This is a genomic window from Bifidobacterium sp. ESL0769 (genome assembly GCF_029395495.1).
GTDB lineage: Bacteria > Actinomycetota > Actinomycetes > Actinomycetales > Bifidobacteriaceae > Bifidobacterium.
Window position 1 is genome coordinate 1,892,799 of record NZ_CP113918.1, and the last position, 12,619, is coordinate 1,905,417.

The following is a 12,619-nucleotide window of genomic DNA, read 5'->3' on the forward strand; positions in this document are numbered from 1 at the left end:
TTCAGCCCCTCCTGACTTCGTAGACCGTATCCACTTCGCCGGCGCAGGCCGGGCATACCGTTTTCATCCTGCACCACGCTACGTGGTCGGGTTGCGGACGGGCGGCCAAAACGCTGGAACGCGAGGCCGCGGCGGCATAGAAGATACGCGAAATCATGGTCAACGCCCACACTGCCTGGGTGCCGCGCAACGAAAGGAACTGCTGCCAGGCATGAGCGCTTACACCCGCTGGCGCTTCGGCTGGCAGGTCAGGCAAATCAGCAAGTTTTTGCAAATCGGAATAGTGACTGCGAGGCGTAAAACCGGTACTGTTCAACGCACCGGCATAAAAAAGCGGCGGCTGGAAAAGCGTTTCCGGAACCCGATAACCAAGTGCTGGAGCCGTGGCGGAATCCACATCGAACAGGGCGCTTTGAGTGATATCGGGCATGACTTTGAGCGCTTCGGCACCATGCAATCCGGCATTGGGCAGAACCGCGGAAGTGCCGATTCCATCACCGTTCTCATCCGGTCGATTCGCCTCGGGGAAGGCAAGGCCAAGCTGATAGCAGACCAGCTGCAGGTCGTTGAACATCTGCTTGCCGTTATGCGCATGTCCGGTTTTCCAATCGATCAGACGCACGTGCTGCTTGCCATCGCCCAGATCCCGCCATTCCATGCGGTCGATACGCCCGGTCAAACGTATCTGCAAATCAAGGCTTATACCTTCCGGCCATCCGCCATTGAGCACACCCATGATGGCAACCAGCTCATTTGTTCCAATCGGATCGATGCCGTCGATGGCGTTATAGGCCGCGCGAATATCGTCCAGACCGAATTTTGCCGCGAATTCATACTCGCTATCGGCACGTTGCAAGCGACCTACGGCAAAGTTCTTGAGATTTCCGTAGGGATAATCCTTATCGTTTGAGGTCACGAAGTAGGTCGCGATATCGGTAAGCGTCTGCTGCGCGCCTTCGTCCTTGCTTTCGGCACGATAACGCTGTTCGGGATCGTCAATCGCGTCAGGGTCATCGGCAAGCTCGTGGTACATATCCATCATCTGAACGGAAATTGCTGCTATACGCTCGTCTTCGGAACTGCCTGCCATGAAATCGGGGGCATCCAAGCCCGCCTCGCTGGCAAGCTGGGCGACCTTGTGAATCAACGTTCCGAAACTCGTAGCCGCATTTGACGGACGCGGGCCGGCGAACTGGCTTTCCAACATCCAGCAGACCGGGCAGGCCCAGATGCGGTCGACCTGCGAGGGCGAAAGCGTTACCGTTGGAACCGAAGACGATGGCCCATTGCCTTGTGGGGCGCTCTTCAAGGCTTGCGAACTCGGCACAACCGATGTCGAAATCGATTCATCACGATGTGACGATCCCTGGGCACTTACATTCTGCATAGCTCGGGATTGCACACTGGTTTCGTCTTGTACATCCCCCGGTCTTGCACCAGTTTTGTCTTGCGTATCGAAGGTATACGGCCAACTATTGGGATTGGCCGCCTCGAGTCCGACATCGTCAAGCAGCGCCAGCGACACGGCAGCGTCGCGAACACGCGCGGAAGATTCAGCATCAAGTCCGACAGCCGAATGTGAGGAATTGTTTTCGACACCGGCAACACCAGCCATATCCTCATTCTTGTCGACCTCACCACCAGCAGCTCGAGTGGTTTTACCCTTCCCACTTTCGCTGCTATCAGCTTGGCGCATCAATTCGATACGCGAAGCGGTGACGAGCCCGCGCGGGTCGGTATCAAGTCCTGCAAAACGGCCGGAATCCGCCAATTGTGTGTAGTCACGGGTCTGCAAATCAGCATCGCGCACGCGGTCGAACCGCTCCGGAACGTAGGTATAGAGAAAATCGGACGGCACGGTGTCATCGCTCAGCACGGCGCTCAATGTCACCTGTTCGCTCGCCCTCGTCAGAGCCACCAGGAAGCTTTTCTGCTCGGCCGAAAGCACCTGAGCGAGTTCCGGGTCTCCCCCAGCCATACCCGATTCGCGCTCGTCGCGCATTCCGTTATGCAATACAATATCGGCAAGGTTTTCGCCACCGAACATGGTGTTGCGAGCGGCGAGATTCGGCCAGACGTCCTGCTGGATCTCGGTAATGAACACGAAACGCCAATGACCACCCGCCGCACCAGCCGGAGTGGTCAGCGTCACCGCCTCATCGATGGGCGCAACCTTCGCCAATGAATCCGCTTCAATGCGCATCGAACGCACGCTGGCAATGAAATCCTCGACGCTCTGCTTCGCGCCGGAACCCGAAGCATAGGCGAAAAGCCGCATCATCACGTCAAGCCTGTCGTTGGCGGCGCGGCCATCGGCGTTGTTCGCGAGCGCCTGAACCTGCCAGGTATTCGCCACATGGCACGCGTCCCAAGCCACGGAAAGCGCATATTGCGGCTCACGGCTCGGCAAAGCCGACAATCCCTGCTCGACCTGGCTCACCAAGTCCCAGACGTGCGCGAAGGCGCGTACCGAGGCATCACCGCCCACGTTGGAAATCAGCTCCACTACCTCATCGGCACCCGCATCTTTAGCCTCATCATCGTTGAACGCCAGCAGAATATACATAGCGTCCAGCCCGAAAGGCATTGAATTTTCATCTTTTTGATTTGCGCCACCCACAAGCGTCTCGTCCACCTCAACGCTGGATGCTGGGCGACGTGTGATCGCCTGCTGCCGCCAAGCCTGCCAAGCGGCATCGATTTTCGGCAAATTCGCCACAACGTTCGGGGTGCCCGGGGTGTTCTGATTGCTCGTCGTGTCGGCATTATCGGCCTTATCTATATTGCTTGATCCATCCGCTTCGTCTGGTTTAGCCGTTTCCTCTATCTCACCTGTATTATCGGCCTCGACCACCCTGTCCGTTTCATTTCCGGCAACCTGCGCCAGCGATGCGATGGCTTTCATCACCGATTCCACAGGAGCCAAGCGCGCGGGCGAGGACGGGCCGTTAGAGGTTGAAGACGAACGCAGGCTCACCAACGGGCTTTCCAGCACGGTCTGCACGCGACTACGCACATACCTTGCAGTTTCGCTCAACGACATATCGGAAGCGTCGATGCCGTCGTGACGCAGTTTCGCCAGCTCCAGCAGCGCAAACAGCCCTTGTACACTCGGGTCGTCCTTCAGCGGCTTGGTGACCGCGGAATAACGCACCGGCACCCCATCGCTGCGCAGCCGCTCGCCGAAAGCACGCACCGTGTCATTGTCGTGGGCGATGACGGCCATGCTGTTCCAATCGCGGCCGGCACCAAGATGCGCTTCCTTGATGCGCCAGACCACATCGTCCAGCTCCTCGCGCGAGGTACGGTACAGCGCGGTTTTGACACTGCCATCCTGCAATTTAGGATTGTTTGCGTTCAACGTCTCAATTGGTAGGCTTGCAGTCAAACGCGGCAGTTTCCCGGGACGATTCGGCAATGCTACAGAAGTATCCTCGTTCGCCGCGATGGAAAGCGAGACGCGCGAAGCCAGCAGGTCGAGATATGACGGCGATGTCTCAGATTTATCCGATATATCCTCTACCTTACGAATCCGACGAGCTGGCAAGGTCATCAACTCGGCCGAAAGCGGTGGCTGCTGCGCACGTGTGAACAGATATTCCGGGTAGGACCCGCGGAAGGTCTGCACGGACTCGTCGGGGTTGCCGACCAGCAACAGCTTCACGTCGCGCCGCACCAACGCCTCGAGGAACGATAGCCCCGCAAGTGTCAAATCCTGAAAGTCATCGACCACCACAAATTTCGGAAGCTCGGCCTCGGCAATCTGTGCGGCCGCCTGCGCGCCTTCAACAAGCAAACGCGAGGAATCAAGCCGGAACTCCCCCGGATAGGCGTCAATCGTGGCCTGCGCATACTCACGTCGCAGCGCAAATGCGAGCCTCCATTGAACGCCAAGTCGCTCGATTCGCAGACTGTACCCTTCACCGGAGTCCTGCGAATCGGCAAGCATCTGGAGAACCTCGTCCTCGCGCTCGGGACCCAAACCAAGCTCATCCATGCGAGCCAGCATGTCACGCAATTGCATTACAAAAGCGTCGTTGATACCACGAGCAAACAGAACGTCGCTGGAACCGATGCCTTTCGAGGTTGAACGAGGCTGGACCTCGAAAGTTGGGCGAACCTGGCCATCGGTACCCGAAACGTTCGCGACTTGCTGACCTGACATGGGCCCGCGCGCCCCGTCATTCGCTCCACGGAGCCTGCCACCCGTTTCGCTTCCGTCATCGCCATAAACGGTATTCACCCAGTCATCGGCAGCAAAATATTGCCGCATCAACTCGCAGGTATCACATAATTCGCCGCTTCGGGCATGACCGACATGAACCGCAACCACCTGACGCAACAACGCATCCTGCTCCGCTCCGTTCAACAGTTTCGGCAACGGCTCCTGTCTGTTTTCACGGACCTCGGAAAGCAGTCGAAACGCAATCGCCGAAAGCGTGGTCACCGGCCGAGCGCTGGAAACGGAACCAACGGCGCGAATGATCCGGTCAGAGAGCTTGTCTGCCGCCTGACGCCCCGAAACCGCCATGAAAACCTTGGAATCGCCGAATCGCGAAATGCCCTCAAGCGTCGCTGCGAGCGCGAACTCGGTCTTCCCGGAGCTTGGCGCCCCGGCCACAAGCAATGTGTGTGAGGTCGTCTCGGAGTTATCATCCAGCATCGCTCTTACCGCACACATTGCGGCATTATCGTTGAAATCCAATACGTCGTTCCCACTCATAGCCATAGTTCAAAGTCTAAAGGCCGGTGTGGTCGCATATGTAGGCGTTTATGCGCTAACCCTTAATCCATTGAAACCTAATCATTGACGCACAAAAGGGAGTTGATCGGGTATCTACATGACCGACTTGCAACAATTAAATGCCATCAAGCTTGTCGGCATGGTCGTTAATCGATTTTCTGGCCGTATCGACCCAATGCCCCTTCGCGCTGGTGTCGAATTTGCTCGCATAATCATTCCATGCCTGTTTATCCGTTGCCAGGCACTGCTGCTTTTGATTGTTCCTGTTCTGTTCGCCGGCCTTTGACAGTTCAGTATGAAACGGCGCGATGACATCGGCAATCATCGTTTTCTCGGCGCTTTTCAGAAGGGAGTTGAATTCGTTTTCAGCATCGTCCTTAAGTTTTCCAGCTTCGTCTTTGGCCTGGTCCCATAACTGCCCGATATTGATACTCAACGATTCCCCTTCCTTCCGGCCTGTTCTCTGGACTCTTCCAACTCGCGCATATACCTGCGATGTTCCTCGTCGATCTGGCCGCGGAGTTCCTCTATGCGACGCAACCGCCGATCAGCCATTTGCAAGCCTTCCTGCCGATAACGTTCTATATCAATGGTGGCCGCATGCATCGGATCGGCCATGTCTTGCGGTCGTTCCCGGCGGTTCACGATGCTCATCGTCGTGCTTCCCAAGTCCTGCAAGCGCAATTCGTAATTGGTACGCGACTGCGCAATGGCATCGGCGGCCTCATCCAGAAACTGCATACGCCGACGATGAGAGCTTCGCTCATCGTCAAGTTGACCGTCAATGTGATCCAAAAGTTCCCGGCGCCGGCGCTGCGCATATTCGTCGCCCTCGGAATCCTTGGAATCTCGGGAATCTTTCATGCCATCGCCGCCAATTGTCCGGCAAGATCCTGATCGGTGGAGACAACGGACTTGGCCGCATTCTGAATCCGACCGGCCAGGTCAGTGAAATCCTCTCCGACAGCTGTGAACTTAGTAAACGATTCATGGTAACGGCCTTTGGGCTGTTCGCAGATAACGGTTTCAGTGGCTCCACCCTGGGCCAAGGCATCGAGCACCTCCTGACCGGAAAGACTACCGCCGACACCGCTGGCATCAGCCAACGTGCCTTTCCATTCCTCATCCGCCTTCGAGCATGACTCGTCAAGCCAGTCCTTGAACTGGACATCACCTTGGGCGATAAGGGCAAGCATACCCTGTACAAAAATGCCAGCCTCATCGCAATCGAGCCAAATCTTCTCGCCATCGGACAAACCGCCACCGCTACTCTGCAACGCTTTGCGGATGTCGCCGAAATGCTCCATATTATGGTCGACCATTTGCCAGGTACGCGCAAGCGATACCTGATCGGTTTTTACAAACTTGCCGTCCTTGAACTGATATCCGCCCCAACCATGCTCATGAGCCACCGAATACAAGAACCGTACAATCAGCCCGGTAGAACCCATCCAGAACTTACTTGATGAAGACGGATCTACGTAAACACGGTCACCGACCATTTTGTAATCGCCAAAGTTGCCGACATCACCAATGATATCGAGGTAATCAATATAATTGAAAACCTTCCCGGTTCCCGCATATGAATCGGCCATATGCTTTTGTCGGTCATTAAGTGAGTTGTAAACATTAGGCCCCTCATAGAGATAACCGCCATTGATTCTGGCCGCTTCTTCAGGAGTCAAATCAGCTAGGGCATACTGACCTGCCATCGAGCCCAGCGAATGACCATACACATCAATCTTGGCATTGGGATATTTGCGAATCACATCCTTCAGCGTTTTTGAAGCGGATGCCAGTTGAGGCACGGACGACGCGCTCTGCTTACTTCCAAGGATGTTCAACCCTTCAGGAAGATCATTATCAATCCAATCCTGTTTCAAATCAGAAGCAAAATGATCATCAGTAAGCTTGAGGGGACTGCTGGATCCACGATACAGCACCGCTATATTCGTGGCTTTGTTCGGATCTGGATTATTCGCGACAATCGTCACCTGACCGCCATTGTGCCCCGGGTCAGTCGTCCCTCCAACCGCCCAACCAACAATTGTACGGTTGTCATTTACCGTTACGGGAGCGCCAGAAGAATAATCGCTATAACCGTCATTGGCAATCTCTTTACGCTGTTTATCAGTCAGCTTCGACCAGTCACATTGCTCCGCCATCAGTTATCACTCCTCATTCCTTAATTCTGGCTGTTCTAACTGAATCCGCTTATCGCTGCTGACCATTGCACTTGGCCGCTGCGCGAGTTTCCGTTCGTTCTCCGCTACGAGATCGTACAGCTTTCGGGAGTAGCCTCCGCCCTGACCCTCCAAAGGCTCTCTACTGCCATCCTCATTGAGTGGCCTGTCCAGGGTTACCATTACTTCCAGGCTCCGGTCACCGTTGGCATAAAGCGTCACCATGATACCGCCCATAGGGCTATGTTCAATTTTATCGTCATCAATGGTATACGAATGAATAATCCCCTCTTTCGTAAAAGCATGAGGATCTATATTCCTCATACCACGTCTAAACACGGCATCCGCCTCTTCACTGTGGACGACGTGCCTCATATACGCGTCATATCCCACCGGAATCGCCACCAAAACCCCTCCTATCGCCACAAACACCGCGAGAACACAAAGAACCACCCTGACCGCCGCTGGCAACCTACGCTTCCTAGGCTGCAGACCGTTATACGGCATCTGATCAGCCGTTGCCATGCCATACGACCGCATTCATACGCCCCACAATCTTTCCCCTTGTTGCTTCCAACCAAATCTCATCGAGAGCAGCCCCTGCCAGATTCGCAAAAGCAGCAATCATCATATTTCAAAGTGCATGTATTGTCAATAATCATCAAGAAGCAATAGCCCCTGCAACAGAAACCGCATTACCTTTATCAAGCACGTTTAAGACATCAACCGGCACACGCGATAGGTCCCCAAAATTCAACATCGGCGAAATAAATGTTTTTTACACTGTTGCTTTTCGAGCTCGTAAAACCCTTGTTTCCCCTAGTAATCCCGAAGATATAAGCAAAGGCCAGCAAACACAAAACAACCACTGCTTTACCGCAGACAAGCAAAAGACAACGACACCAACCACAAGAAGCTCCGCTCCAATGTCAGATTCCCCACACCACCGACCAGAAAATCAAACCTGAGATACGACAGGAATCTACACAATCCATTATCCCCTAAAATTCCGCCCCCTCCGGACGCATCCTCCGCCCGAGCGGCAACCGAACATTTTTAAACCGCGTCCAGCAGTCGCAACTTCGCCTGCTGAATCGACACCTTATTATCCATCAACATCCAAGCAGACGGCTTGTCACCAAGCCTCTTCTCATTCTCATCCACAAGATTTCCCAACTTTGCCGACCATCCCCCGCCTTCACCTATCAAAGGCCCCCTACTGCCATCCTCCTTAAGGGGCTTATCGAGAGTTACTTGCACATCGAGGCTAAAGTCACCGTTGGCATAAAGCGTAACCAGGATACCGCCCATGGGATCATGCTGAGTCTTGCTATCATCAATCGTATAAGAATGGATGACGCCCTCCTTCGTAAAGGCATGAGGATCGATACCCTTCATCGTGTCCCTCAATGCCGTCTCTCCTTCTTTACTATGTACAACATGCCTCATATACGCGTCATATCCAACCGGAATCGCCACCAAAACCCCTCCTATCGCCACAAACACCGCGAGAACACAAAGAACCACCCTGACCACCGCCGGCAACCTACGCTCCCTGGGCCGCGCAACGACACCAGGCATCCGGGCATCAGGCCTCACACCAGATAGCCGCATCTCATATTCCCCCTAAACGTTCCTCTCCAATACCGGCATCCAATCCGAACTCCGTCGCCCAAACCAGCACACCATCATCTTCAGATGACCACGCAGCCGGCTTGCCACCAAGCCTCTTCTCATTCTCATCCACGAGATTTCCCAACTTTGCTGAGGATCCTCCACCTTGACCAATCAAAGGCTTTCTGCTGCCATCCTCATTAAGAGGCTTATCAATGGTTACCAGCACTTCCAAACTGGGGTCTCCATTGGCATAAAGCGTCACCATGATACCGCCCATAGGGTCATGCTGAGTCTTGCTATCATCGATGGTATATGAATGGATGACGCCCTCCTTCGTAAAGGCATGAGGGTCCTCCCCCCTCATAGTCTCCCTGAATGCCGTATCCGCCTCTTTGCTGTGAACGACGTGCCTCATATATGCGTTAGACCCCACCGGAATCGCCACCAAAACCCCTCCTATCGCCACAAACGCTGCGAGAATGCAAAGAATCACCCTGACCGCCGCTGGCAACCTCCGCTTCCTAGGCTGCAGTCCCCCATACGGTATCTGGACACCCGATATCACACCAGACGACTGCGTCTTGTACATATCCACACCCATTCCATGAACGACGAATCGACAAGGCTTCATCGAGTTTCATCAAGAAACCCACCGCTCATTTGTTGAAAACAATGACCAGTATATTCAAATAAAACAGCTATTACTAATTATCATTAAAAAGTGTGACTCAATAGATAAACTGCGCCACGCCATAAAAACAACGCGCCGAATGACTTCTAGACCTTTTAATGCACCAACGACACAACAATCCTGACCTTTAAACCAACACGGATTGGGCCAAGACAAGCACATGACCATCGAATCCTAAAATCAAATATTCCGGCTTATAAATCACGATTCTTGAAGCATCACACTGAATGACCAGATTCGGCAATCCCTTTCGTCATCGAAAAAGAAAACCTTCACGCACCCGACAGAGGCCACTTACCCTTGCTGCATTCCTGCCCTGGGGGGTTTGGGTGACATAACGCCACGTGAAGGCTTAACCAGTATACCCCATGCCCGGACCGTGCGTCGGAACCTTGCCGAGACAAAACGATCAGGACGAAAATTCTCACTGCCCAAGACAACCGGCAAATTCGAGTAGGCAGGAAAATCGATTTCCCTATACTCGAAAAAGCTGATTTCTTCAGCAAACGGACACTGCAGAGGGGGAACGGGAGGTAACACCAACCCGGCGAGTACCATGGAAACAACAATCACCGCAGACATGTACAAACGCGTGCAGCGAGTAACGACGTGACGAACGACAAGAAAAGGAAACGCAATGGCCAACGACGAAAACAAGAATCTACCCGATCTTTTCGTGGTGGGTGCGGGGCTCTTTGGGCTTACGGTCGCGCAGCAGGCGGCGGAGAACGGGCACAGCGTCGAGATCATCGATATCCGTCCGCATATCGGCGGCAACGCTTACTCCTATATGGATGAAGAGACCGGTGCGGAAATCCACCAGTACGGCGCGCATCTCTTCCACACCTCCAACAAGCGCGTGTGGGACTATGTCAACCGCTTCACCGAATTCACCGATTACCAGCACCGCGTCTATGCCACGCACGACGGCGAGGTCTACCCCATGCCGATCAACCTGGGGACCATCAACCAGTTCTTCCATGCGCACTACACGCCCGCACAGGCGCAGGAAATCATCAAGGAGCAGGCGGGCGAACTGGCCGGCACCGACCCCAGCAATCTGAACGACAAGGGCATCCAGCTCATCGGCCGTCCATTGTATGAGGCGTTCATCAAGAACTACACGGGCAAGCAGTGGCAGACCGATCCGGCCGAGCTGCCGGCTTCCATCATCAAGCGCCTTCCGGTGCGCTTCACCTATGACAACCACTATTTCAAGGATACGTGGGAGGGTCTGCCCAAGGACGGCTACACCGCGTGGATGCAGCGCATGATCGATGACCCGAAGATCCACGTCACCCTCAGCACCGACTTCTTCGACGAAAGCCAGCCCCTGAACAAGAAGGCGCTGCTCGGCCGCGTGCCAATCGTCTACACAGGCCCGGTCGACAAGTACTTCGACTACTCGCTCGGCGACCTCAAGTGGCGCACCGTCGATTTCAAGGAGCAGCGCTACGACGAGGGCGACCACTTCGGCTGCCCGGTGATGAACTTCGTGGACGCCGACGTACCTTACACCCGCGCCATCGAGTTCAAGAACTTCAATCCGGAGCGCAAGGACTCCCAAAACCCGGACAAGACCGTGGTCTGGGAGGAATACAGCCGCTCGGCCGGACGCGACGATGAACCCTACTACCCCATCAACACCGCCGCCGACCAGAAGCTCTACCAGCAGTACAAGGATTTGGCGGCGCAAGAGCCGCAGGTCATCTTCGGTGGACGCCTCGGCACCTACGCCTACTACGACATGCACCAGGTCATCAACAGCGCCCTCATCGCCTACGAAAAGCAGGTCAGCCCGCTGCTAGGAAAGTGATAGCCGCCAAATCCGCAAAACCTTCTGCGCGTAGACAACTGTTGGAAAGGCATTAACCGACTACAATTGCATGCCTATGCCAGAAAACAAGTATTCGGAAACACAAAATAGGTCTTTCCCCGCAGTAACACCACCACTTATGCGGGAAAAGACCTATTTAGACGTTCAGAATGCGTCTTTTCCAGCATAAATCTGTGTGAAGCGCGGGAAAAAACGCATTTTGCCAATTGAATCTGCCATCCAACAGTAAATTCAGATATACAATGATGGCCGTCATCCACATTTTGCAGATGACGGCCATCATTACGATTGCGATGCTAAAAAGCATTGGTCAATCAGTTAGCACTGAAGCGAATCAGGCGTGCCAGACGTCCTTGCCGCTATCCTTCGCGGCCTTTACATCGGCATCGAGTTCGGACTCGTCGGCCTCGACCTCGCCCTTGATATACTTCTCGACCAGCTGACGGGCCTCGGAGTCCTCGTGCTGGACGGCCGGGGACTTCATGAAGTAGGAGCTCGGCGCGAGAATCGGGCCGGAGAGGTGACGGTCGAGCGCGATCTTGGCGGCACGGACGGCGTCGATGACGATGCCGGCGGAGTTCGGGGAATCCCAATCCTCAAGCTTGTATTCGAGGCTAATCGGCACGTCGCCGAAGGTGGTGCCTTCCAAGCGGACGAACGCGAGCTTGCGGTCGTCGAGCCAAGCCACGTAATCGGATGGACCGATGTGCACGTTGTGCGGATCCATCTCGTGCGGCACGATCGAGGTGACGGCGCGGGTCTTGGAGACCTTCTTGGATTCGAGGCGCGAACGCTGCAGCATGTTCATGAAGTCCATGTTGCCGCCGACATTGAGCTGATAGGTGCGGTCGAGACGCACACCGCGATCCTCGAAGAGGCGGGCCATCACACGGTGGGTGATGGTGGCACCGACCTGGCTCTTGATGTCGTCGCCGATGATCGGCACGCCGGCATCGCGGAACTTCTGAGCCCACTCAGGGTCGGAGGCGATGAAGACAGGCAGGCAGTTGACGAAGGCGCAACCGGCGTCCATCGCAGCCTGTGCGTAAGCCTTGTCGGCCTGTTCCGAGCCGACGGGCATGTAGCTGACCAGCACGTCGACCTTCTTGTCGCGCAGGACCTGGGCCACGTCGACCGGCTCGGCATCGGACTCGGTGATCATCTGGCGGTAATACTCGCCCAGGCCATCATAGGTCGGTCCACGCAGCACCTCGACGCCCTTGTTCGGCACGTCGCAGAACTTGTAGGTGTTGTTCTGGGAGGCTCCGATGGCCTCGGAAATATCTTTGCCCACCTTGAGGGCATCGACGTCGAACGCCGTCACAAACTCAATATCGCGAACCCGGTAGCCACCGAAGTTGTTGTGCATCAGGCCGGGGATCTTTTCATCGTCCTTCGCGTCCTTGTAATACTCGACACCCTGAATCAGGGACGAGGCGCAGTTACCAATACCTGCCACTGCCACGCGAATACTCATATCGACTCCTTTATTTCACGTGCAAAATTCCACTTGTAAGTTTAGCCCCTCATAACGAGAAGGGCATCAG

At 54.9% G+C, this 12,619-nt stretch carries 9 protein-coding genes and 1 other RNA gene; 1 reads left to right on the plus strand and 9 read right to left on the minus strand.

Features of this window, described 5'->3' with window-relative positions; genetic code table 11:
• Position 1: 1 nt before the first annotated feature.
• From OZX72_RS07490 to ffs, 8 genes are all read right to left on the minus strand, one after another.
• Positions 2-4,729 carry a PD-(D/E)XK nuclease family protein gene (locus tag OZX72_RS07490; RefSeq protein ID WP_277158084.1) on the minus strand — a complete coding sequence of 1,576 codons (4,728 nt, stop codon included), beginning with the start codon at positions 4,727-4,729 and terminating at the stop codon, positions 2-4.
• Between the two features lie 130 nt (positions 4,730-4,859).
• On the minus strand, positions 4,860-5,180 hold the full coding sequence (locus OZX72_RS07495; RefSeq protein WP_277158085.1) for a hypothetical protein: 321 nt from the start codon (positions 5,178-5,180) through the stop codon (positions 4,860-4,862).
• Entirely contained in the window at positions 5,177-5,608 is a 432-nt protein-coding gene (locus OZX72_RS07500) for a hypothetical protein (RefSeq protein ID WP_277158086.1), read from the minus strand. The genes OZX72_RS07495 and OZX72_RS07500 overlap by 4 nt, the downstream gene beginning before the upstream one ends.
• On the minus strand, positions 5,605-6,909 hold the full coding sequence (locus OZX72_RS07505; RefSeq protein ID WP_277158087.1) for a hypothetical protein: 1,305 nt from the start codon (positions 6,907-6,909) through the stop codon (positions 5,605-5,607). The genes OZX72_RS07500 and OZX72_RS07505 overlap by 4 nt, the downstream gene beginning before the upstream one ends.
• Before the next feature lie 6 nt (positions 6,910-6,915).
• Positions 6,916-7,452: a DUF1310 family protein gene (locus OZX72_RS07510; RefSeq protein ID WP_277158088.1), complete on the minus strand. Its 537-nt coding sequence runs from the start codon at positions 7,450-7,452 to the stop codon at positions 6,916-6,918.
• 531 nt (positions 7,453-7,983) lie between these two features.
• Positions 7,984-8,541: a DUF1310 family protein gene (locus tag OZX72_RS07515; RefSeq protein ID WP_348519663.1), complete on the minus strand. Its 558-nt coding sequence runs from the start codon at positions 8,539-8,541 to the stop codon at positions 7,984-7,986.
• Position 8,542: 1 nt separating this feature from the next.
• Complete coding sequence (locus OZX72_RS07520; protein ID WP_348519664.1) at positions 8,543-9,175, minus strand: DUF1310 family protein; 633 nt, start codon at positions 9,173-9,175, stop codon at positions 8,543-8,545.
• A 320-nt stretch (positions 9,176-9,495) separates the two neighbouring features.
• Positions 9,496-9,592, minus strand: an RNA gene (ffs, locus tag OZX72_RS07525) — signal recognition particle sRNA small type.
• A gap of 280 nt (positions 9,593-9,872) precedes the next feature.
• Here ffs and glf point away from each other — a divergent pair.
• The gene (gene glf, locus OZX72_RS07530) at positions 9,873-11,051 is read left to right on the plus strand and encodes a UDP-galactopyranose mutase (protein WP_277158091.1); all 1,179 of its coding nucleotides are present in this window, start codon (positions 9,873-9,875) and stop codon (positions 11,049-11,051) included.
• Between the two features lie 355 nt (positions 11,052-11,406).
• Here glf and OZX72_RS07535 read toward each other — a convergent pair whose 3' ends face one another.
• A complete protein-coding gene (locus OZX72_RS07535) occupies positions 11,407-12,549 on the minus strand; it encodes an inositol-3-phosphate synthase (RefSeq protein WP_277158092.1) in 1,143 nt (380 codons plus the stop codon).
• Between the last annotated feature and the right edge of the window lie 70 nt (positions 12,550-12,619).

Excerpts from the sequence above, each read along its gene's own strand:
- OZX72_RS07515 (WP_348519663.1), bottom strand. The coding sequence starts at position 8,541 with ATGCGGCTATCTGGTGTGAGGCCTGATGCCCGGATGCCTGGTGTCGTT.
- OZX72_RS07520 (WP_348519664.1), bottom strand. The coding sequence starts at position 9,175 with ATGAAGCCTTGTCGATTCGTCGTTCATGGAATGGGTGTGGATATGTAC.
- OZX72_RS07535 (WP_277158092.1), bottom strand. The coding sequence starts at position 12,549 with ATGAGTATTCGCGTGGCAGTGGCAGGTATTGGTAACTGCGCCTCGTCC.
- OZX72_RS07500 (WP_277158086.1), bottom strand. The coding sequence starts at position 5,608 with ATGAAAGATTCCCGAGATTCCAAGGATTCCGAGGGCGACGAATATGCG.
- glf (WP_277158091.1), top strand. The coding sequence starts at position 9,873 with ATGGCCAACGACGAAAACAAGAATCTACCCGATCTTTTCGTGGTGGGT.
- OZX72_RS07490 (WP_277158084.1), bottom strand. The coding sequence starts at position 4,729 with ATGGCTATGAGTGGGAACGACGTATTGGATTTCAACGATAATGCCGCA.
- OZX72_RS07510 (WP_277158088.1), bottom strand. The coding sequence starts at position 7,452 with ATGGCAACGGCTGATCAGATGCCGTATAACGGTCTGCAGCCTAGGAAG.
- OZX72_RS07505 (WP_277158087.1), bottom strand. The coding sequence starts at position 6,909 with ATGGCGGAGCAATGTGACTGGTCGAAGCTGACTGATAAACAGCGTAAA.